General features: G+C 59.1%; 15 protein-coding genes and 4 pseudogenes. 9 read left to right on the top strand and 10 right to left on the bottom strand.

The window, feature by feature from the left end:
• The first annotated feature begins 661 nt into the window (after nucleotides 1–661).
• Nucleotides 662–1,870 (top strand): hypothetical protein, encoded by a 1,209-nt coding sequence (locus AC1DKH_RS29335; protein WP_477800109.1) that lies wholly within the window; start codon nucleotides 662–664, stop codon nucleotides 1,868–1,870.
• 197 nt (nucleotides 1,871–2,067) lie between these two features.
• Here AC1DKH_RS29335 and AC1DKH_RS29340 read toward each other — a convergent pair whose 3' ends face one another.
• The 5 genes from AC1DKH_RS29340 to AC1DKH_RS29360 all read right to left on the bottom strand — a co-directional run bounded on the left by AC1DKH_RS29340 (nucleotide 2,068) and on the right by AC1DKH_RS29360 (nucleotide 6,905).
• The gene (locus tag AC1DKH_RS29340) at nucleotides 2,068–2,817 is read right to left on the bottom strand and encodes a hypothetical protein (RefSeq protein WP_477800110.1); all 750 of its coding nucleotides are present in this window, start codon (nucleotides 2,815–2,817) and stop codon (nucleotides 2,068–2,070) included.
• Between the two features lie 102 nt (nucleotides 2,818–2,919).
• A complete protein-coding gene (locus AC1DKH_RS29345; protein ID WP_477800111.1) occupies nucleotides 2,920–4,464 on the bottom strand; it encodes a DUF5666 domain-containing protein in 1,545 nt (514 codons plus the stop codon).
• Nucleotides 4,461–5,303 carry a DUF6502 family protein gene (locus AC1DKH_RS29350; protein WP_477800112.1) on the bottom strand — a complete coding sequence of 281 codons (843 nt, stop codon included), beginning with the start codon at nucleotides 5,301–5,303 and terminating at the stop codon, nucleotides 4,461–4,463. The genes AC1DKH_RS29345 and AC1DKH_RS29350 overlap by 4 nt, the downstream gene beginning before the upstream one ends.
• 130 nt (nucleotides 5,304–5,433) lie before the next feature.
• Nucleotides 5,434–6,063: a hypothetical protein gene (locus tag AC1DKH_RS29355; protein WP_477800113.1), complete on the bottom strand. Its 630-nt coding sequence runs from the start codon at nucleotides 6,061–6,063 to the stop codon at nucleotides 5,434–5,436.
• Between the two features lie 269 nt (nucleotides 6,064–6,332).
• Nucleotides 6,333–6,905, bottom strand: a complete 573-nt coding sequence (locus tag AC1DKH_RS29360; RefSeq protein ID WP_477757051.1) for a hypothetical protein — start codon at nucleotides 6,903–6,905, stop codon at nucleotides 6,333–6,335.
• Nucleotides 6,906–7,241: 336 nt separating this feature from the next.
• Between AC1DKH_RS29360 and AC1DKH_RS29365 the strand changes: the two genes are divergently transcribed.
• From AC1DKH_RS29365 to AC1DKH_RS29380, 4 genes are all read left to right on the top strand, one after another.
• The gene (locus tag AC1DKH_RS29365; RefSeq protein ID WP_477800114.1) at nucleotides 7,242–9,368 is read left to right on the top strand and encodes a TonB-dependent receptor family protein; all 2,127 of its coding nucleotides are present in this window, start codon (nucleotides 7,242–7,244) and stop codon (nucleotides 9,366–9,368) included.
• Between the two features lie 87 nt (nucleotides 9,369–9,455).
• Nucleotides 9,456–10,733: a flavohemoglobin expression-modulating QEGLA motif protein gene (locus tag AC1DKH_RS29370; protein ID WP_477800115.1), complete on the top strand. Its 1,278-nt coding sequence runs from the start codon at nucleotides 9,456–9,458 to the stop codon at nucleotides 10,731–10,733.
• A 160-nt stretch (nucleotides 10,734–10,893) separates the two neighbouring features.
• Entirely contained in the window at nucleotides 10,894–12,411 is a 1,518-nt protein-coding gene (locus tag AC1DKH_RS29375; RefSeq protein WP_477800116.1) for a DUF3300 domain-containing protein, read from the top strand.
• A gap of 26 nt (nucleotides 12,412–12,437) precedes the next feature.
• Nucleotides 12,438–13,355: a DUF2950 domain-containing protein gene (locus AC1DKH_RS29380; RefSeq protein ID WP_477800117.1), complete on the top strand. Its 918-nt coding sequence runs from the start codon at nucleotides 12,438–12,440 to the stop codon at nucleotides 13,353–13,355.
• A 172-nt stretch (nucleotides 13,356–13,527) separates the two neighbouring features.
• On the opposite strand, the gene AC1DKH_RS29385 is transcribed toward AC1DKH_RS29380, so the two are convergent.
• The 4 genes and pseudogenes from AC1DKH_RS29385 to AC1DKH_RS29400 all read right to left on the bottom strand — a co-directional run.
• Nucleotides 13,528–13,881 carry an SDR family NAD(P)-dependent oxidoreductase gene (locus tag AC1DKH_RS29385; protein ID WP_477800121.1) on the bottom strand — a complete coding sequence of 118 codons (354 nt, stop codon included), beginning with the start codon at nucleotides 13,879–13,881 and terminating at the stop codon, nucleotides 13,528–13,530.
• Nucleotides 13,882–13,906: 25 nt separating this feature from the next.
• Nucleotides 13,907–14,434 carry a RidA family protein gene (locus tag AC1DKH_RS29390; protein WP_477800118.1) on the bottom strand — a complete coding sequence of 176 codons (528 nt, stop codon included), beginning with the start codon at nucleotides 14,432–14,434 and terminating at the stop codon, nucleotides 13,907–13,909.
• A gap of 75 nt (nucleotides 14,435–14,509) precedes the next feature.
• Nucleotides 14,510–15,319 (bottom strand): class D beta-lactamase, encoded by an 810-nt coding sequence (blaOXA, locus tag AC1DKH_RS29395; RefSeq protein ID WP_477765523.1) that lies wholly within the window; start codon nucleotides 15,317–15,319, stop codon nucleotides 14,510–14,512.
• Between the two features lie 1,119 nt (nucleotides 15,320–16,438).
• A pseudogene (locus AC1DKH_RS29400) lies at nucleotides 16,439–16,936 on the bottom strand (GNAT family N-acetyltransferase); the annotation flags it as partial.
• A gap of 161 nt (nucleotides 16,937–17,097) precedes the next feature.
• On the opposite strand from AC1DKH_RS29400, the pseudogene AC1DKH_RS29405 reads away from it, so the two are divergent.
• The 4 genes and pseudogenes from AC1DKH_RS29405 to AC1DKH_RS29420 all read left to right on the top strand — a co-directional run bounded on the left by AC1DKH_RS29405 (nucleotide 17,098) and on the right by AC1DKH_RS29420 (nucleotide 19,901).
• A pseudogene (locus AC1DKH_RS29405) lies at nucleotides 17,098–17,360 on the top strand (metalloregulator ArsR/SmtB family transcription factor).
• Nucleotides 17,361–17,383: 23 nt separating this feature from the next.
• Nucleotides 17,384–18,434 (top strand): annotated as a pseudogene (locus AC1DKH_RS29410) (arsenic transporter); the annotation flags it as partial.
• A gap of 25 nt (nucleotides 18,435–18,459) precedes the next feature.
• A pseudogene (locus tag AC1DKH_RS29415) lies at nucleotides 18,460–18,702 on the top strand (arsenate reductase/protein-tyrosine-phosphatase family protein); the annotation flags it as partial.
• Between the two features lie 170 nt (nucleotides 18,703–18,872).
• Nucleotides 18,873–19,901: a hypothetical protein gene (locus tag AC1DKH_RS29420; RefSeq protein ID WP_477800119.1), complete on the top strand. Its 1,029-nt coding sequence runs from the start codon at nucleotides 18,873–18,875 to the stop codon at nucleotides 19,899–19,901.
• 416 nt (nucleotides 19,902–20,317) lie between these two features.
• Here the strand turns inward: AC1DKH_RS29420 and AC1DKH_RS29425 are convergent.
• A partial coding sequence (locus AC1DKH_RS29425; protein WP_477800120.1) for a calcium-binding protein occupies nucleotides 20,318–21,355 on the bottom strand: 1,038 nt, incomplete at its 5' end.

Consider the following 21,355-nt stretch of genomic DNA (forward strand, 5'->3'; position numbering starts at 1 on the left):
AATCGTTGGTTACATCTTTGATTTCTCGCGGAGTAACTTGTGATGCTGATAATCTGTTGACTAGCAGTCTGACTCCACAAGCACCCACACGAATTGCTTGATTCAGTTGTTAAAGAGCGGCTGGTTAAGATCTTTCGTCTCAACCGAGGTGCGCATCTTACAGCGCATCTTTTCAAATTGCAACCTTAAAAGTTTCTGATTTTTCAACAAAATCAACTACTTAAGCCAAGAACAACATCAAGCTGCTCGTTAGCGGGAGGCGAATAGTACAGTATTAAAATACGTGGTCAACCCCTCACCTGAAAATTCTTCTTCCTTACCAAAGCGCCCGGGGTTGCCACCATGAAAACCTCCAGCGTCTATATAAGGCATCGGGGCAGCAGAGAGCCCGGACCACGTCGCCACTGAAGCCCCCCCCTGTTATTTCGTGGACGCCACCCATCACCCTCTCCCAGCGATAGCACTGTTCCAGGCCACCACATTCAATGACAGCGCCACACCCGTCCTGCTCGATCCGCCCCTGCCAACATACTCGTCGGCATTTCGGACCGTGCGGCAGATATCAAAAAGAAGTCGCAAACCCCGCGACTATTCAGGGTTTGCGACTCATAGCCGATACGTCCCTCAAGCTCCCGGGACGTTTTCTTCGGATATGCCTGCCATGTTCATTGCGGAACGGGCGGGCTCAGTTCTCTACCTCAGCCACGTCGACATCCGGGGCATCAGGGGCGTCGGCCGCATCCTCTCTGGCTTCTTTCGCCTCGACTTTGGCATCCTCTCTGGCTTCTTTCGCCTCGACTTTGGCAGCCTCTCTGGCTTCTTTCGCCTCGACCTTGGCAGCCTCTCTGGCTTCTCTCGCCTCGACTTTGGCAGCGTTCGCCTCTACTTTGGCAGCGTTCCTGGCCGCATCTGCGGCAGCCCTGGCAGCATCTCTGGCTGCATCTGCTTCTGCCTTGGCGGCATCCCTGGCTGCATCTGCGCCCGGTACGCCAGCAGCTCTCGCAGCGTCTCTGGCTGCATCTGCTGCAGCTTTGGCAGCATCCCGGGCTGCATCCGCCTTGGCTCTGGCAGCATCCCTGGCTGCGTCCGCATCGTTTCTGGCAGCGTCCCTGGCCTCATCCGCGTCGTTTCTGGCTTCGTCTGCGGCTTCCCTGGCTGCATCTGCGGCGTTATCCGCATCGTTGTCATCGTCGTTGGCATCGTCGTTGGCATGCGCTTTGCCCGGGCCTCTGTTCCCGACCATGCCACCATGGTCATCGTCGTTGTCACGCGCATTGCCTGGGCCTCTGTTCCCGGCCATGCCACCATGGTCATCGTCGTTGTCACGCGCATTGCCTGGGCCTCTGTTCCCGGCCATACCACCATGGTCAGCGTCGCCGCGCCCCGGGCCGCCATGACCGTCAGCGCCATGGCCTGCAGCACCATGATCGCCACCCTCTCCGTGGCCGTTGCCACCGTGACCGCCTCCGCCATCACCACCGTGGCCACCGCCTCCGGAGCCTCCACTGCCGGAACCACCGCCGCCACCGTGACCACCACCACCTCCGGAGCCTCCAGAGCCTCCGCTGCCGCCGCCTCCACTGCCGCCACCGTGACCACCACCGCCTCCGCCGCCACCGTGACCACCGCCGCCTCCGCCTCCGCCGCTACCGCCATCTTTGGCATGCACGGTGGAGAAACTACTGATGTAATCAGGCACCAGGACAGTCGATGCCGACAGGACCCCGCCAATTGCCAGAGCCAACAAACATTTCTTGAGCAGCATGATGCACCTCCGCTTGGAGTTGCGTCGTCATCTCCGTATCGAACGCAATGTCCAGTGAGTTCCCGGCCGCCCATTGGAGCGGCCAGCCAACCGGCACGGCCATAAATCTGCAGCAATCAAGAGCAACTGCGGTATCCGCACGATCCCTCAGAGCCAGCCGGCATCGTTGCGTGGGAAATATTCCCACACCTAATAGATTAGTGCTGTCAGCCTGAGTGTCAACGACCGAACATCAGGACTAAAGCGCGCGCTGGCCTGGGCCGAGGCAGTGAAACGCATCAGTGCAGGGAAACAGGTGGATATCAGTAGGTGTGGCTGAACACCAGGCCAGCCTCGCCATCCGGGCTGGCGTCGGAAAAACCCTTGACGGCATACAACTGAAACTTCCAGTTCTGATTGAGCTTGTGCGTGAGGAACAGGGTGAGCTCCTTGATCTGGTCGCCCGTGGAAACGACCTTTTGCCGCCAATCGTAGGACACGCCCGCCGCAGTGCGCGCGAACACTGGCATGGCGAAGCCCAGGCCGGCGAATATCGGGTTGTCGAAGTCGGAGCCCGACGGGTCGCCGAATTTTTTCCAGCCCAGAGTGGCGAACCCGGTCACAGGGCCGAAGGCTTTGGCGACGTCGACCTGGGCGGAGTAGTCGGTTTTGCCCGTGCCCAGGCACTTGTCTTCGTCGGCTGTGGGCAACTTGACCTTGCCGATCAGGTCCACGAACAGCCCGCCAACGCTGCCGTCAATCACCGCATAATCGGCACCGGCGACAGTGTCACCCAAACCGCTTTCCACTTTGCCGCAACCACCGGGCAACGGCTCGCCATCAGGGCCGACCGAAGGATTGGTGATGCGCAGCCAGGGCACAGTGAGCTTGTAGGTCATGGGGCCGGTCTGGTATTTGCCCACCAGTGGGACGTACCAGGTTTCAGAAGTTGTACCGGTGCCATAGTCGCCCCGAGAGTAGTCGGTTCCGATCGAGGTCGAGAAGGTATCGGCCAGGGCCGGCAAGGCCAGGCTGGCAAGCCAACCGACGAGCAGGATGCGCTTGGGGTCCATGTTCACCTCGTGTCTTGCGTCATCGAAGTTCACACGCATGCTTTGTTGCGTGACTTACCAAGCCTAGTTACTTATGACGATAGTGCATCATGACAGCACTGTTTAACCCGACCTGCCGGAGTGATCGACTTTTTCAACCGGTTCAACCTTCTCGACTTTCTCGACTTTCTCGACCTTTTCGACTTTCTCCACCTTCTCGACTTTTTCTGGTCGCTCTACTTTCTCGCCCTTCTCTGGGCGTTCGATTTTTTCGACTTGCTCTACCTTCTCGACTCTATCGACTTTGTCGGGTTGCTCGACCTTCTCGACACGCTCTGACTTGCCGGACCTGTCCACGCGCTCCCTCTGGTCGCCGCCGCCATGACTGTCATTGCCCCCGTGGCGAGTATCTTCGCCGACGCCGCCCTCGCTCCCGGAGCGGCCGCTCCTGTCACTGCCCGAGTTCCCGGAGCTGTTGGAGCCGCCCGAATTGACCGAGCCACTTGAGTCGTCCGTTTTTTGCTCGCTGCCCCGGAGTCGCCCGTGTTGGTTGCTGGCTGGCGAATCGGAGCGCTCGCGGGGCAATTCGATACGCGTTGCCTGCACGTCCCGCGCACCGGTAAACACGCCGCTGACCCGCACGCGTCGGTCCAGCGCCATTTCTGAAGGCTGCACACCGACAAACACGGTGTCGTGCGCCAGCGTCACATTAAAGCCTCCAACCACCAGATGGCGGTCCTGCCGGCCCTGTACCAGGCCCTCGATCACTGCATTGTGTGCCCGGCCAATGAAAGGCAGGCTCGGGTCGGGGCGGCTTTGGGTCACGTCCAGCTCGCGGCCGGACCACTGGCCGCGCACCAGCATTTCCTGCGCCGCGCCTGAATGATTGCTGAGTTTGAGCCCCTGGAGATAGCCGCTGCGATCCACCGAGCCTATGGCACTGGCTTCCTTGAGGCCGGGCGCCCGGTCGATGCGGCTGGCCACCACTTCGCCACGAGCATCGCGCAGCCCGCTGACCCGTACGGGATCACCCAGGCGCAGACCGGGAGCGACTTGAGCACCGCTGGCCAGGCGTACCGGTTGCCCCATGACGCGCATGGGCATGGATGCGCGCGGCAGGGCTGTCAAGGGGCCTTCGTAGGCGTGCAGGATAGAAATGCGCCCGGCCTCCAGACCTCGCCGGGAGTTGAACGCTTCCACGGCAACCACTTGGCCGACTGCCAGGTGGGTACTGGTGGTGGCAACGCCGTTCTCGCTGACAGGGACGTTGTTGTTGAAGTGCACTTCCACGCCATTGACGCAGATCGAGGCGAACCCGGTGATGGTGCCGACAATGCCGGTGCCACCGATCCCTCCGTTATCATTGCTGATGCCCGTGCCACCCACGCCGCCTGCAATGGCACCGGTACCGCCAATGCCGCCAGGGCGTTTTTTCAGCGGTGCACCGGTACCGCCGATCCCGCCGTTGTCGGTGTCGATGCCGGTACCGCCCATGCCGCCAGGCGCTGCGCCCGTGCCGCCGGTACCGCCCGGAGCCTGGATGACTGGCACTGCGCTGGTGCCCGCGTCATTCTGGCTGACACAGGCTGGGGCGGCTTGCAGCACAATCGGAAGCCCGAGGCCCAGAGTGAGGGCGATTGCACGAATCAGGCGTAGATTGACGGTCATGGCTTAGGGGCCGTGGACGAATTGGGATCGGAATCTTCAGTGTAGAAGTACAAGCCGACCGTGATGCGCTGGCGTGGTTCAAGGCTGGGCAGGTCCCGGAACTCCAGTTCGGCGGCGAGTCGGTTGAAACTCAACAGGGCTTGCATTCCCTCGCTGGCAACGGCCTCGCGCAACGCCTCGACACTCATCGGGGCCAGTGCGTCATAGTGCACGCTGCGTTCAAAAAAGGCCGGACCTTCGCTGCTCAGGTTGTGTACCGCAGCGCAGGCATGATCGTGCAGGTTATGCCCCAGGTAAGCCGCTTTCTCATCGAAGCCCTTTTGTGGCACGAAGGCCTGGGCTTCGAGGTGCACGAGATCTTGTTCGTCAAGGCGCACGACCCCCAGACGCAGCCACTCGTCCAATACCACCCGCGCCCTGATATCCGTACTGACTTTTGCCACCAAGGCGTCAAAGGAGCGGTCGCCGCCGACACGGGCCAATCGAGGCAGTGGCAGTGGCTGGCCGGCGTCGTTGCAGAAAGGCGCGCTGGCCCAGGCGTTGACCAGTTGCGCACCGAACGTGATGTTTTCCGGAAGTGTGGAAGCAGCCGGGTCGCTGGTGTTGCGCAAGCGCCGTACATCCTTGCGATGCACGCCGGTGAGCAGGCTGATGCGGCTGTCGGTCGGTGCCTTCTCGCCCAGGCGGAACTCACGGTCCGCCACTTCGACGAAAACCTCCTTGAGCAGGTCGGCAAACACCAGGTAAGTGACGCCTTTGCGCAGCATCAGGCGTACCAGCGGCCGCATGACATGTCGCAAGGCTTTGAGGAGCGAGGTGGGCAGCGTCGACGATTGCATTCAGCGAATTCCTGGATAGATAACCCCAGTATAGCTACGTGGGAAATAATCCCATGAACGCACGCGCGTATTTTTTTCGCGCCTCGTGCAAAACCGGTCCCCAGGGTTTTGCATGAGGCCGCAAAACGCTTCAGATCCGGCTGTCGTCGTCGGGTTCACCGCCGACATGGGCACCGCGGTCGTCACCAGGCTCACCGCCGACATGGACACCGCGGTCATCACCAGGCTCACCGCCAACGTGGACACCGTGATCATCACCAGGCTCACCGCGAGCGTGGTTGCCGTGGTCGTCACCGGCTTCGCCGCGAGCGTGGTTGCCGTGGTCGTCACCGGCTTCACCGCGAGCGTGGTTGCCGTGGTCGTCACCGGCTTCGCCGCGAGCGCGGTTGCCGTGGTCGTCACCGGCTTCGCCGCGAGCGTGGTTGCCGTGGTCGTCACCGGCTTCTGCATGGGTACCACCGCGACCGGAGTTCGAGGCTCCAGAACCGGCATGGCCTGAATTCCCATGGTCGCTGCCGCTGTGACCACTGTTGCCACCACTCCCACTGTTGCCGCCGTGGCCACTATTGCCACCATGACCGCCACCGCCACCACCGTTGCCGCCGCCACCACCACCACCACCACCACCACCACCACCATCCTTGGCGTAGGCACTCGAGTCATGGGAGACGGAATCCGGTACCAAAACCATGGAAGCCGAAAGGACGCCACCAATTGCCAGTGCCAGTAATCCTCTCTTGAAAAGCAGGTAAGTGTTCATCGTGCATTCTCCTGGTGATTTACCGCGAGCAGTGTCAACGCAATACGCGTTGCAATCCGGGAGCGGCATTGGAGCAATCCGTCTGACTTACAGTTTCTCCTGAATTTAGTGCGTGGGATTTTTTCCCACACAATGAAACTAGACCTTTCTGGCTCCGGGTCAACCGGCGCAGGAGAAAGCCGACCGACGGCTGGGGACACGGATGGGGATGGGGGGGTTGCCCATGCGGGGGTGACATGGGCTTGGATTTTGGCGTGCTTCGTCGATAGCTACCCCGGTACCGAGGATTTTTGCGCACCGACACTGCCCGCCCTACCGGCGACTGCAAGTGCCACGCAACAAGCCAGTAACGAGAATGCGGCGAATGCGCCCATCACATGCAGATAAGGCAACACGTGATTCCAGGCTCGAGCCACCCCCAGGAATGCGGCGAATAGCCAACCGCTCATGGAAAGCGCACCCAACAAGGCAAGCCGCGTGCGCCCTGCACTGCGCAGTGCGACGAATGGAGCCTTTTGCAGCAGCGGGAAACCAACTCGATGCAACAATGCACCGTTCAGGCTAAGCAGCGCGACGACAGTCACCTTGGCCCAGAGTTTCTGATTGAGCAGATACGCGTCGCCTTCATTGAGGTAACCCTGGAGCACCAGCAACAATCCGCTTGCCCAAAGGCCCAGCAGTGCGAGGCTGACGATCTTCCGGGTTTCATCAAGGTACTCGAGCCGCGCCTGGTCCAGTATTTCCTTGCGCCAGCTCCAAAGCTTGTGATCCGCCTGCAACACCCTCCCCAGGGCAATACACGTAGCGAGCAGATGACCGTATACGAGAAGCATTTTGAGCATTGCCTTGACCTTATTATTGTTTGGGCGCTGCGTTCCCTGCTTCGCTGAATTGAAAACGAATGATACAAATTAGCAGTTGCGTTTTCAAGACAAGCGCCTGATAACATGTGCCGAAACCGACCTCCATACAACTTTCGTCGTATTTGGAAACAGTCATTCCTGTGGCGGATGAATGCCGCATCCCCCCTCATCGTCGGAATGCTGTAAACCGTTGTAGCGCTGCATCGCGGCCGCCCTGCCCTTGGCGTGCAAAAAGCAAGATTGCCATGTGCTCCCTTCGTTCTTTCTTGCGTCGCACTGTTCTTTGCCCGTTCCTGTACATCTGGAGTTTCCCCCATGCCCCCGCCTGAATACTTGCCCGCTGCGCTGCTGGGCCTGGCCCTTGTTTGTCCGGCCATGGCCGAGGCCCAGAGCCTGGAGCTGGGGCAAGTGCTGATCGGGGCTGAGGACCAGAGCGACGAAGACCAGGGGATCGAGGACGCCATGGCGCGGCTGGCCCAGGTGCCCGGCGGCACCAATGTGGTCGACATGCGTCGCCCGTTGCAGGGCCGCGTGGCCAGCAATCAGGATGTGCTGGCTTACCAGCCGGGGATCTACGCCCAGTCGGCGGGCAACGAAGGGGTGAAGATCTCGATCCGCGGATCAGGCATCAACCGTGCACCCGGCGCCCATGCCTCGGGGCTGTACACCATGCTCGACGGTCTGCCGCTGACCGGCCCCGGCGGCACGCCCTATGAATTGCTGGAACCGCTGTGGCTCGACCATGTGGAAGTGCTGCGCGGCGCCAACGGGTTCGACCGGGGCGCCCTGGCGTTGGGCGGGGCCATCGATTACGTCAGCCACACTGGCTACGACTCGCCGCTGCTGCAGGTGCGCTACGCAACGGGCAGCCACGGCTACCTCCAGCGCCAGGTCAGTTCCGGGCAAGTGCTCGGCGACTTCGATTACTACCTGGCCATGACCGATGCCAACGCCGACGGCTACCAGGACCACACGGCCAGTGAGAGCCAGGGTGTCATCGCCAACTTCGGTTATCGCTTCAACCCCAACCTGGAAACACGCTTCTACCTGCGCCACCGCCAGACCGACAACGACCTCGCGGGGCGCGTGACCAAGCACTCCATCGAGCATGACCCACGGGCGGCCAACCCTGCCTACGTGGTGCGGGACGACCGCCGCGATGAGCCGGGCAGCACCTTTATCGGCAACAAGACCACCTGGTACATCGATGACGATTCGAGCATCCAGACCGGTCTTGTCTACCACGACTACCCGATGGATTTGCGTGAGGGTCCCAACCGCCTGCAGGTGGCGTACACGGACGTCAGCGGCACGTTCGACTACAAGCGTCGCGACACGCTGTGGGGCCTGCAAAGCCAAAGCACGCTGGGCCTGCGAGTGACCAGACACCTGCCCAACTCAGGTGCCAGCGAGTTCGTGCGCATCCCCACCGGCAACACCGCCGGTTACGCACCGGGCACGCTGATTCGCAACTTCACCTACCAGGGCTCGGACACCGTCCTGCATGTGGGCAATGACCTGGAAATCGCCGACGACCTGTGGCTGACCACCGGCCTCGCTGCCATCTACACCCGCCGTGAAAGCGATGTCACCTACCCGCAAAGTGGTGGCAAGACCAGCCTGCACGACTGGGACTATGCCCCGCGCGTGGGCCTGCGTTATCAACTGACACCTGACCTGCAACTGTTCGGCAATCTCAGTCGCTCGGTCGAGGCACCGCACCCGTGGTCGCTGATCTATAGCTCCAGCATTCGATTCCCGGCAGGCAGTGGCCCCGCCACAGGCGCCCAGCGTGATCCGGTCAAGCTGCAAAACCAGACCGCCACCACCCTGGAAATCGGCGGCCGCGGTGACAGCACGTTGGGGCAGTGGAGCCTGGCCTGGTACTACGCCCAAGTGCGCCATGAACTGCTGTCGGTGTTACCGGATGCCAACGCCACCACCCCCTACGAACTCAACGCCAGCCCCACCGTGCACCAGGGCGTGGAAGCCAGCCTGCTGAGCCCTCTTTGGTCGCCGGACGATGGCGGCCAATTGAGCCTGCGCCAGAGCTACACCTTCAGTGACTTCCACTACCGCGACGATGACCACTTCGGTGACAACCGCCTGCCGGGCCTGCCGATGCACTATTACCAGGGCGAACTGCGCTACGACTGGCCGCAAGGCTTTTTTGCCGCGTTCAACACGCAATGGGCATCTAAGGTGGCGGTCGATTATGCCAACAGCTACTACGCCGATCCCTACGCAATCTTCGGTGCGACGCTGGGCTACAACGCGCCCAAGGGCGACTGGCAAACCTGGCTGGACCTGCGCAACCTGACCGACAAGCACTATGCCGCCACGGTCACACCGGGCTACGACGACAATGGGCTGGACGCGGCACGCTCCACGCCCGGCGAGGGGATGGCGATGTACGTCGGGGTGTCGTGGAGCCTGCTCTGAGGCCGCGTACCTGTCTTCGCAAACGCACGTAACCGCGCGCGACGACTAAGCTTTAGTAACGTCATTTCGTCCCTCAAGGAGCTATCCATGAGCGCCGCCGCCCTGTCCGAACTCGATGCCACCCTGCCCGGTCTGACCCGCAAGATCCGCGTGCTGGATGCCCTGTCCTGGCCGGATGGGGTCGAGGAAGACTTCCTGGCGAAATGGCGCAGCGGGCGTGCGGAGTTACCCGATGTCGAGCTGCAGCCCCGCGACCACAGCGCTGACATCGCCGCCCTTGAATCCTTTATCAGCCGCTGCGATGTGGGGCATCCGGCCGGGAACTTCCTCGCCATGACCGCCCGCAGCTATGCCACCGCCGGGCACATGCTGGGGGCCATTGGCACTCCCGCCTTTACGCAATATTCGTCAGCGCTGTACCGGCGCCCGGATTTCTATTACTCGCGCCTGCAACTGAGCATGCTCGACGCGGCCCGCTTCTTTCTCAAGACCACTGACGCCCTGCTGGGCGGTGCGCGAATTCTACCGAGCCCGGCCGAGATTCCGGCCAAGGCATTCGCCGCCTGGATACAACCGGAACTGGACCGTTTCTTCGGCGTCGGACAGATCACAGTCGTGCTCGATCCGAACCTGGCCGCCAAGGCCATCGCCGGATCGAGCCGCATTCGCCTGCGGGCCAGCGCACTGTTCTCGGAGCTGGACAAGAACCAGCTGTTGCAACACGAGGCCTTCGTGCATGTCGCCACGGCACAAAACGGCGCGCGACAGCCCAATCTCATAAGCCTGGGCCTGGGGGCGCCCCGCACGACCCAGACCCAGGAAGGCATTGCCACCCTGGCCGAACTGTTCACCGGCAGCATGGACATCGATCGTTTGCGTCGTCTGGCCCTGCGCGTGCTCGCCGTCCAGCAGGCGCTGGAGGGTGCCGACTTCATCCAGGTGTTCGAAGGTTTTCTGGCGGCCGGGCAGTCGCAGGAGGAGTCCTTCCGCTCCACCCAACGGGTGTTTCGCGGCGCCAACCTGCGGGGCGGTTCGGCGTTCACCAAGGATGCCGCTTACCTGACCGGATTGCTCGGCGTCCACACCCTGCTGCGCATTGCAATCCGCGATAACCGGCCGGAACTGGTGGGGCATTTGTTTGCCGGGCGCCTCAGCCTGGCTGACACCGTGCGCCTGGCGCCACTGTTCGAGTCCGGCTGGCTCAAGGGCCCGGTCTATCTTCCGGCCTGGGCCTCTGACCTGCGTCTACTGGCGGCCAATCTGGCTTTCTCGGCGTTCATCGCCCAGATCAAGCTGGACGTGCTGGACCTGGAGGTGTTCATGGCATTCGCCGAAGAACACGAAAGCGATGCCAGCGCCCAGTGACCAGGGTGACACCGTTTTAAAGGCAACCTTGATTCTTGAAATGAACTGCTACCCTTAGGAAGCGGCAACGAAGCTGGACTCTGTGGCTTGCAAAGTCAGCTTTCACCTCTGCTGCATCGACTCACTCATTTCAAGCCTGCCTGACCACATAGGGGGTGCAATGCGCATTCCATTTTTTTACGCGTTGTCAGCCGTACTGTTTTTGAGTGGGTCTTCCTGCCTGGCACAGACTGCAGATGCGACCGCCGCCGCACCGGCACCCGCTACCGATACAGTGCCCGTCACCGCGCCTGCCAAAGATCCCGTGTTTACCCAGGAACAGCTGGATCAGATGCTGGCGCCCATTGCGCTTTACCCGGACCCACTGTTTGCACAGGTACTGATGGCCACCACCTACCCCGGGGAAGTCGGCGAGGCGGTCATCTGGTCCAAAGCGCACCCGGACGCCAAGGGTGACGATGCGGTCAAACAGGTGGCGAACCAGCCCTGGGATCCGAGCGTGCAGGCACTGGTCGCCTTCCCGCAGGTTCTGGCAACGCTGGGACAGGATCCCGTCTGGGTCCAACGCCTGGGTGATGCCTTCCTGGCGCAGCCCGACGATGTCATGGAAAGCGCGCAACGCTTGCGTCGCCAGGCACAGGCAGCCGGCAATCTGCAGAGCAACCAATATCAGAACGTGACGATCCAGAATGTCGCGGCGCCAGCACCGGCGACCACGACTGCGGCACCGGCCCCTGAATCGGCCCCGGCAAGCAACTCCACCATCATCATTCAGCCTGCCGATCCGCAGGTGGTGTACGTCCCCACGTATAACCCGACAACCACCTACGGCACCTGGCCCTACCCGGCGTCGCCGCCTGCGTACTATCCACCGCCACCGGCCTATTACCCTGGTCAGGCCCTGATGGCCGGACTCGCGTTTGGCGCTGGTGTGGCGATCGTAGGATCGTTGTGGGGTGAATGTGACTGGGGCAATAACGACGTCGACATCGACGTCAATCGTTACAACAACATCAACGGCAACAACCGGATCACCAACAACAAATGGCAACACAACCCGGTGCACCGCAATGGCGTGCCCTATCGAGACAGTGCGAGCCGCTCACAGTACGGTCGGCAACTGAACGGCGCCAGTCAGCGTGAGGCCTATCGCGGGGACAATGCCCAACGCGCCCAGGCCCGTGAAAATGCCCGCACCTCAATGGACAAGCACGGTATCGAACGACCTGCCACCAGCAACCGCGAAGCCCGTGATCAAACGCGCCAACTCCAGTCCGCAACCGTGGGCGGAGATCGGCTACAGGCCGGTGCAGACAGGCCAAAGGCGGCTGACAGAGGCCAGGGCCCGGCCAGAAACACCCGGGAGAATCAGCAACTCCGCAAACAGGCCTCTCAAGTCAATCAGCAACCCAGGGACCAGAGCGCTCAGCTGAATCAGCGCAGAGAGGGCCAGGCGCAGACGCGTCAAACGGCGAATCAACGGCCGGCCGCCAGTACCGGCAGTGCCCGCAACAACGCCTTCGCCGGTGCACGTTCACCGTCCCAGGCCAATGTCCAGGCCAATCGTGGCCGGGCCAGCCAGGCATCCGCCCAACGCCCAAGTGCCGCGCGATCGGCCGGTCACCAGGTCAGTCGGCCGTCCAATCCACCAGCGCGTCAAAGGGGGGGTCGTCGTTGAAAAACCAACCTCGAGTGAAGAGACTCATGGGCTTGCTCCCTCATGTCCTTGCGATAGCTGCCGGCTTGTTGTGGTCGTCCATGGCGACGGCGCAGCAGGCCTTTCCAACGCCAGATAAGGCCGCTGAAGCCTTTGTCGAAGCACTGGGCACGGAACACTCCGACCAGGCACGCCTGACGGAGCTGCTGGGCAGTGACTGGCACAGTTACATCCCGCGTGAAGGCGTGCAGCGCGAAGATGTGGATGCGTTTTTGCAGCAATACCGCGAGCAACATCACATAGAAAACTCCAGCGAGCGCAAGGCAGTCCTGGCGGTCGGCAGCAAGAACTGGACACTGCCCATCCCCATGACAAAAGACGCGAACGGTTGGCGCTTCGACCTGAAGGCCGGCAGTGCCGAGATCCGTGCCCGTCAAATCGGCCGCAACGAACTGGCCGCGGTGCAATCGGTGCTGGCCTATCACGACGCCCAGATGGACTATGCGTCAGTCGATCGAGACGGTGATGGCGCACTCGAGTACGCGCAGAAAATCTTCAGCACCCCCGGCAAGCACGATGGACTCTACTGGGCGGAAGACGACAGCGGCCAGATCAGCCCGCTGGGGCCTTCATTCGGCAAAGCCATTGCCGACGAAGAGTGGCATGGTTACCGCTTCCGCATCCTTGATGGCCAGGGCCCTTCGGCGCCGGGTGGCACCTACAGCTACCTCATCGGTGACAAGATGAGCCGGGGCTTTGCCCTGATCGCCTGGCCGGCGAAATACGATGACACCGGCGTGATGAGTTTCATGATCAGTCATGAAGGACAGGTGTTCGAGAAAGACCTGGGGCCAGGTGGTGAAAAACTGGCGAAATCGATGAAGCGTTTTGATCCGGATGACAGCTGGAAAGAGGTGGCTGAAGATCAAGCGCCATTTGTCACATTTACAACGGGCGGCGGATAAAATCCGCCTGAAAGGCGGAGCTGCGCCGCAAATCAGCAAAATGAAAAATAACACTCCAATCTAAGCAATCACACATCAGACACAAGACAAACTATAGCTGACAGACATCGTCTCGTCTCGCATCGCCTCCCGTCGCCACAAACTACAACTGAGTTCCCCAAACACCATAAAACTATAGATGCGCCGTTTCCCGCGCTAAAATCATTGAAACAACATTTATTGTATGCATGGATGAAGCCTGACCAACCACCAATACTCTCGCGGAGTTAACCAATATGTCGACAGAAGGATTCTCACTGAGGAGTCTCACCATTTCTTTATCTATTGCCTCAGGATCCTTCATGTCGACTGCATGAGTCTTTACAAGCGTTTCCGGGTAGCCCGAAACTATTCTTGAGCGTGCGAGCTTTAGACTTTCAAGATCTCTGGATAGCAATATCAAGCCCATGCCACGAGATGCAAAATATTGTGCCACCGCAAAACCTATTCCGCGACTCCCTCCAATGACCAATACGCACTTTTTCACACTCAAGGCTTATATGTTTCGCTATTTACAAGGTCTTTTGGCGCAAAGCCACCGCTTCGATCTCTACTCGCCACGCGTCATTGGGTAACCCAGCAATTTTCAGTACGGAGCGAGCGGGTACATTGGGCTGATCTTTTGTTCCGAAAAACTGCGCATAACCTTCCATGAAGCCCTCCATATCCATTTTGTTATTCTTGGTCGGGTCACCCACCAAAAACACTTGTAGTTTGACCACATCGCCCAGTCCCAGCCCAATATCGTTCAGACTTTTCTCTATCGCTTTAAAAACTGCAATCGTCTGCCCTTTTGTGTCCCCACCATAAGCGAGCGGACTAGTGATACTCTGGCGAGGATCTTGCACCGGAGGAAGCTTCCCCGACAGGTATATCGTTGAAAAGGAACCAGGTACTTCAACGGCAGCGGCGACAGGAATAGTTGAGTTAGCGACGCGGTGACGAACAACCCCCTCCTGCGCAGCTTGTGCAGCGTTCACGGTGAAAAAAGACATGAGACACAAAATAGCCAGTGGCCTTTTACCCAGTAATTTCGGCATAAAACAACCTCCATCATCAGTTCAGTGTGATTTTATATAAGATGACATCCCTGTCATCGCTTACGAAAAAATCAGTTATTGAGTGACAACCGCTTGAGCGGAAGGTAATGCCCCAACCGCCTTCAATAGCATCCTGCCAATTTCTTCTCTTTTGGGAGCATCGGCCATTCTATTAGGCGTGTCGATATTCAAAGCAAAGAAAACCGGGCCTGTTGGCCATTCTATCCAACCGACCCACCAACCTACTTGGCTCCCAAGCCCGGTTTTAGCGCGAATAATCCATTCACGCCCTGCTTCAATCACCATGATGTCTTTTGTCAAAAGTTGGTGCTCAACCTTGAAAGGCAGTTCATTCCTATAAAGCTTTTCAAGAAAATCGATCTGCTCCTGTGCTGAAACTTCCAGCCCACCGTCAACCCAGTAATCACGCTTTTTTACGCTTGCATCTTGATTTCCGTAGCTTATACTTTGCAAGTAACTTGTTGCTTTGTCCTTGCCGATTTCTTTTGCAAACCCACGATACACCCACAAGGCGGAGTGCCTCATCGCAGATCTTAAATTTTGGTCTGCATTATGGGAAAGAATTTCGTGTTTCTCTCCGTCCCATTTAAAGACCTGAAACTCATCATGAACAACGCCAGAATCAAGAGCGAATAGCGTATGAGGTATTTTAAAAGTTGAAGCGGGTGTAAAACGCTCTATCGAGCGCTCCTTGTTGTAGATGAATGTTTTACTTTGATTACCCCGTTCATCTTTGACAATAATGGTGCCATTAGTGTTGAATTTATCAAAGACACTTTTCCAGCCCTTCTCCTCAACAACACTACCTTTAGCACCCGCCAACACCCCGCTTGAAAAAGTCGCAAGACAAGCAGCCAACAACAAAAATTTTGAAGATTTTTTTATACACACCACTCTTCACTCCACTCCATAGATTCTTTAAATACAAAAACATTGGTTATTGCACTAGCGCAACGGGAAGTTTGTATCAAGATACGTCTCGCGCGCACGGAGTTAAGGTGCGCAAACAGTTGTCGTGAGAAAAACCGCAGTCAAGGAGCGCCTATTGACACCCACCAAGGGGTGGGGTCGCAAGGTCTTTTTTTGAACCAAGAGACGTGAAATAACTCTCTGAAAATCTCATGTCGATTCAGCGTCTATCCGCCCAATCCCGGATTTCAACTCAACAAATTCGCAAAACCCTCAAACGATTGAAGACACCTCAGCTTGAATTCGAGGACCGTGCCCTTCGTCGTCATCTTATAAATACCCAAACTAGTCGTTCGATCATCGAATGGGGTATTCGCGTTGGCCAACAACGAGGTAAAACAGCATCTGCCCGCCGTTCACCCCCCTTTAGCCCGATACACTCCGCCCCCCAGAAAATTGGTACCCACCCACGTGGTAGCAGAGTTTCCCGGTCTATGTGAGAGCCTGGTACGCCACTTGATAAAGGCGCGGTTACTTACCTATATGCGGCGAAAATGCAAAGGATGCGAGTACCTTACTGACAATAATAGTGCTCGAAAAAAATCAAAAATAAATACGTGAGTGTAACCGAAGCTAAAAAATGATTGGGCTGCAGCTGCAGCCGCACATCGATAGTTAAAACGCTTGCAGCATTTGGCATTTCACCAGTCACTGACCCAGGAATCGATGACCTCCCTTCGAATTTTTACTTAAGAGAAAAAGTATTAATACAGGCCAGTACCGCTGAGCAGCTACAGCGAGAAAAAATAGGGGATATACGATACTGGAAGCGGCAAAGAAGCTGCATATCTCAGCGTCGACGGTTCTATTATGGTAAAAGCTGGCTTACTCAAAATCGTCGTTCAAAGGTTTCCAGACAATCGTCTGCTCAGAAAGCGTTGCATTGACAAATGCTACCTAAATCAAGGATTGACCTTACGGACAAAAATGACAAATGGGGTCAAGCGCAGCAGGAGTGACCGGGGTGTCACCAACCTGCTGCCGACGCTCTGAATCGCTGAGGGATCTTATCTGGATCAACAGGACGAATCGGTCTTCGTTGCCCGTATTTTCGTTACAGGAGGGTTGTTCCAGTTGGAATCCGCAACGATCAAGGACTTTTCTCGAGCCCACGTTTTCCTTGTAGGCAAAGGCAACCAGTTGCGTAAGCCCCCAGCGCGTCTTTGCTTCCTGTATCAGATGCCTCAGCGCCAGCGTGGCCAGCCCCTGCCCGCACGCGCGCTGATCAATCCGATAGCCGACTTGCGCAGAACCCGTCGATGAGTCGATGCTTTTCAGATTGGCTCGCCCCACGATTCTCTGACTGGAATCCTCGATGACAAACGGGTGCCAGGCGCCATTGGCAAAATCGGACAAATAGCTTTCGATATGATCGGCGACACCCTGCAACGAGTAAAAAGCAGGGGCGCGCGCATCAATATGGGATTCGAACCATTCACGGTTATGGACTTCGAATGCCAGCAACGCTTGAGCGTCAGTCTTTTTCAGCTCACGAACGCTAAACGATTCCATTCATCACCTCTCCTGAGTCTTGTGCCGAAAGGGCCCAAGTTTATCTCATACCTGAGCAACCTTGCCGGGCTGAGCAATCCCCCCCTCTCGAATCCGAGCGCCTTGTACGAAGCATATGGATAAACGTATGTTCATATAACCATATGTATCGAGCCACGCCAATGCTCAACCCTGCCGCTGTATTCAAATGCCTGTCCGACGAAACCCGCGTCCGGGCCACCTTGCACAGCTGCGCGGGTGTGGCCTGCTTCTCGACCGCCGCCAAGGGCTATGGGTGTATTACCGGCTTAACCCCGATTTGCCCGCGTGGGTTCGCGACGTTCTCCAGGCGACGTTGCGGGCAAACGCCAACTGGCTTGCGCAAAACAGTACTCGCCTTGCCGCGATGGGCGACCGTCCGCTGAACACTTCCGCCTGCTGCTGACCCTTCATTCATCGAGACTCTGCATGTTCACTGCATTTAGCATTTTCCTGCTCACCATGGTCCTGGTCATCTGGCAACCCAAGGGGCTGGGCGTCGGCTGGAGCGCCTCCCTGGGTGCCATTCTGGCCCTGCTTGCAGGCGTCGTGACGCTGGACGATATTCCACTGGTGTGGAGCATTGTCTGGAACGCCACCGCGACGTTCATCTCGCTCATCATCATCAGTCTGTTGCTCGATGAGGCAGGCTTCTTCCAGTGGGCCGCCTTGCATGTGGCGCGCTGGGCCAAGGGTGACGGGCGTCGCCTGTTCGTATTCACGATACTGCTGGGGGCCGGCGTATCCGCTCTGTTTGCCAACGACGGTGCAGCCCTGATTCTGACCCCCCATCGTCGTTTCAATACTGTTCGCATTGCGTTTTTCGCCAGCGTCTACCCTGGCGTTCGTCATGGCGGCCGGTTTCATTGCCGACACGGCGAGCTTGCCCCTGGTGGTGTCCAACCTCGTCAACATCGTTTCGGCCGACTACTTCGACCTGGGTTTCAGCGAATACGCCGCCATCATGGTGCCGGTCAATGTCGTTGCCGTGGCAACCACGCTCGTGGTGCTGTACCGGTATTTCCGGCGTGACATTCTCCGGCACTACTCTCTCGATGACGTGCTGGATCCGCGACGCGCCGTGCGTGATCCCCTGACCTTCCGCGTCGGCTGGATGGTTCTGGGTCTGTTGTTGATCGGGTTGTTTGCGCTGGAACCCTTGGGCATTCCAGTCAGTGCAATCGCAGCGGTCTGTGCCGCGATGCTGTTCGCTGTGGCTGCGCGTGGGCATGTGATTTCAACGCGACGGGTGCTGCGTGAAGCGCCCTGGCAGGTGGTGATCTTTTCGCTGGCCATGTACCTGGTGGTGTACGGGCTGAAAAATGCCGGGCTGACCACCTACATGACAATGGCGCTGAACCACATGGCCGAATTCGGCATCTGGGGCGCAGCATTGGGCACCGGTCTGCTCACGGCTTTGCTGTCATCGGGGATGAACAACATGCCTACGGTGTTGGTGGGCGCACTGTCGATTCAAGCCAGGGCGACTGCAAAGAGGAATCACCATGCGTGTTCTGTTTATGTGTACCGCCAACAGCTGCCGCAGCATCCTGTCCGAAGCCATGTTCAACCATCTCGCCCCGGAAGGCTTTCAGGCGATCAGTGCCGGCAGCTTCCCCAAGGGACAGGTGCTGCCCCGCAGCCTGAGCACCTTGCAAGAGGCCGGCATTGCCATCGGCGGCTTGAGCAGCAAAGGCAATGACGCATTCGAAGCCAACCCGCCAGACATCGTCATTACAGTCTGCGACATTGGTCGCTCAAGACCAAGCCAGACTCATTCAACTGACACTGCTGCCAGTTTCTGACCGCGCGACACGATTTCGAAAAAAAGTCGCAAACCCCACGACGTTTCAGGGCTTGCGACTCTTTGCCAATACGTCCCTCAAGCTCCCGGGACCTTTTCTACGGTATGCCTGCCATGTTCATTGCCGAACGTGCAGGTTTAGTTCTCCACCTCAACCGCGTCGAAATCCGGGGCGTCGGCCACATCCTTTCTGGCTTCGTTCGCCTCAACTTTGGCAGCCTCTCTGGCTGCGTTCGCCTCTACTTTGGCAGCGTTCCTGGCTGCATCTGCGTCGGCCTTGGCGGCATCTCTGGCTGCATCTGCGTCGGCCTTGGCGGCGTCCCGGGCTGCATCTGCCGCGGCCCTGGCAGCGTCCCGGGCTGCATCTGCGTCCGGTACGCCAGCAGCTTTTGCAGCGTCCCGCGCTGCATCCGCATCAGCCCTGGCGGCGTCTCTGGCCGCATCTGCGGCAGCTTTTGCAGCATCCCGGGCTGCATCTGCATCAGCCCTTGCAGCGTCCCGGGCTACATCTGCGTCGTTTCTGGCTGCGTCCCTGGCATCTTCTGCGGCCTCCCTCGCAGCGTCCCCGGCGTCTTCTGCGGCCTCCCTGGCTGCATCTGCGGCGTTATCCGCATCGTTGTCATCGTCGTTGGCATGCGCTTTGCCCGGGCCTCTGTTCCCGACCATGCCACCATGGTCATCGTCGTTGTCACGCGCATTGCCTGGGCCTCTGTTCCCGGCCATACCACCATGGTCAGCGTCGCCGCGCCCCGGGCCGCCATGACCGTCAGCGCCATGGCCTGCGGCACCATGATCGCCACCCTCTCCGTGGCCGTTGCCACCGTGACCACCTGCGCCATCACCACCGTGACCACCACCTCCGGAACCTCCACTGCCGGAGCCACCGCCGCCACCGCCGTGACCACCACCGCCTCCACCGCTGCCGCCATCTTTGGCATACACGCTGGAGAAACTACCGATGTAATCGGGTACCAGGACCGTCGATGCCGACAGGACCCCGCCAATTGCAAGAGCCAACAAGCATTTCTTGAGCAGCATGATGCACCTCCGCTTGGAGTTGCGTCGTCATCTCCGTATCGAACGCAAAGTCCAGTGAGTTCCCGGCCGCCCATTGGAGCGGCCAGCCAACCGGCACGGCCATAAATCTGCAGCAAAAACGAGCAACTGCGGTATCCGCACGATCCCTCAGAGCCAGCTAGCATCGTCTCGTGGGAAATATTCCCACACTTTCTTTGGAGAAGTGCTTTCAGCCCGAGTTCAACAAAAGAGCATCAGGACTGACGTATGGATTGCGCAAAAACTTCAACCTGACCCGAATGGTTAAAACCGGCACGACTGCTCGGTCGGGCTTTTCATATCGTTGCAGCAGTCCATCCCCATGTGCTCTAGATCCAACACCTGATACTTCCAGAGCGTTGACGAAGCTTTGCGGCAGAAGGTAAACGCTGCTGCCCCCCCCCCCGATAGCCAATGGACAATCGAGTGAAAAGAGAAAGGGAGGGCATCCATTGCCCTCCCCTCCGCGGTCCACGCTCCCTGCGACAGTACTGACCAGTACCTCAAGTGACCAGAATGAAGTCCGTCTGATCAACGGTCGCACTGCTGACACCCACAAGGCGGATGGAGTCCGCTCCGATCCCGACCACCGTGTCCGCCCCGTCAGCCGTTATGCTCACGTTGGTCGCGAACACCGCGCTGGTGACCCCCATCCCCGTGATATCGAGCAAGTCCTGCCCTGCGGCCGGGTTGGTTCCGAAGTTCAGGATCGTATCGTTGCCGAAGCCTGGGGCAAACGCGAAGATATCGTTGCCGGCGACGCCGCCACTCATCACGTCGTTACCTGCGCCACCGACGAGGACGTCATTACCCGCCCCCCCCCCGATCACGTTGTCGAGCGCGTTGCCGGTGCCCGCAAAGTCGCCGCTGCCGCCGAAAAACAGGTTTTCGACGTTGGCACCCAGGACGAAGCTCCCGAGCGAGGTCCAGGCCGTGTCAATACCCTCACCGCCAAGCTCGCTCACCACGTCCCCAAGCTCGGTGGCTTCGTAGATATCGTTGCCGACACCGCCGGCCATCGTGTCGGCACCTGCRCCACCGATGATGAGGTCGTTACCTGCGTTACCGACGAGGACGTCATTACCCGCCCCCCCCACGATCGTGTTGTCGAGCGCGTTGCCGGTGCCCGCAAAGTCGCCGCTGCCGCCGAAAAACAGGTTTTCGACGTTGGCACCCAGGACGTAGCTCCCGAGCGAGGTCCAGACCGTGTCGCTGCCGCCACCGGCGAGCTCGCTCACCACGTCCCCGAGGTTGTCGACTTGGTAGACATCGTTGCCGACGCCACCGACCATCGTGTCGGTACCTGCGCCACCGATCAGGACGTCGTTACCTGCGCCACCGACGAGGACGTCATTACCCGCCCCCCCCGCGATCGTRTTGYCGAGCRCGTTRCCGGTGCCCGCAAAGTCGCCGCTGCCGCCGAAAAACAGGTTTTCGACGTTGGCGCCCAGGACGTAGCTCCCGAGCGAGGTCCAGACCGTGTCGCTGCCGCCACCGGCGAGCTCGCTCACCACGTCCCCAAGCTCGGTGACTTCGTAGAC

The sequence above is a fragment of the Pseudomonas sp. 05L36 genome (assembly GCF_056398125.1).

What these genes read in the sequence shown, in the direction of transcription:
- AC1DKH_RS29370 (WP_477800115.1), top strand. Translation starts at nt 9,456, where the DNA reads ATGAGCGCCGCCGCCCTGTCCGAACTCGATGCCACCCTGCCCGGTCTG.
- AC1DKH_RS29335 (WP_477800109.1), top strand. Translation starts at nt 662, where the DNA reads ATGTTCATTGCGGAACGGGCGGGCTCAGTTCTCTACCTCAGCCACGTC.
- AC1DKH_RS29365 (WP_477800114.1), top strand. Translation starts at nt 7,242, where the DNA reads ATGCCCCCGCCTGAATACTTGCCCGCTGCGCTGCTGGGCCTGGCCCTT.
- AC1DKH_RS29375 (WP_477800116.1), top strand. Translation starts at nt 10,894, where the DNA reads ATGCGCATTCCATTTTTTTACGCGTTGTCAGCCGTACTGTTTTTGAGT.
- AC1DKH_RS29355 (WP_477800113.1), bottom strand. Translation starts at nt 6,063, where the DNA reads ATGAACACTTACCTGCTTTTCAAGAGAGGATTACTGGCACTGGCAATT.
- AC1DKH_RS29350 (WP_477800112.1), bottom strand. Translation starts at nt 5,303, where the DNA reads ATGCAATCGTCGACGCTGCCCACCTCGCTCCTCAAAGCCTTGCGACAT.
- AC1DKH_RS29390 (WP_477800118.1), bottom strand. Translation starts at nt 14,434, where the DNA reads ATGCCGAAATTACTGGGTAAAAGGCCACTGGCTATTTTGTGTCTCATG.
- AC1DKH_RS29420 (WP_477800119.1), top strand. Translation starts at nt 18,873, where the DNA reads ATGTTCATTGCCGAACGTGCAGGTTTAGTTCTCCACCTCAACCGCGTC.
- AC1DKH_RS29340 (WP_477800110.1), bottom strand. Translation starts at nt 2,817, where the DNA reads ATGGACCCCAAGCGCATCCTGCTCGTCGGTTGGCTTGCCAGCCTGGCC.
- AC1DKH_RS29380 (WP_477800117.1), top strand. Translation starts at nt 12,438, where the DNA reads ATGGGCTTGCTCCCTCATGTCCTTGCGATAGCTGCCGGCTTGTTGTGG.
- AC1DKH_RS29360 (WP_477757051.1), bottom strand. Translation starts at nt 6,905, where the DNA reads ATGCTCAAAATGCTTCTCGTATACGGTCATCTGCTCGCTACGTGTATT.
- AC1DKH_RS29345 (WP_477800111.1), bottom strand. Translation starts at nt 4,464, where the DNA reads ATGACCGTCAATCTACGCCTGATTCGTGCAATCGCCCTCACTCTGGGC.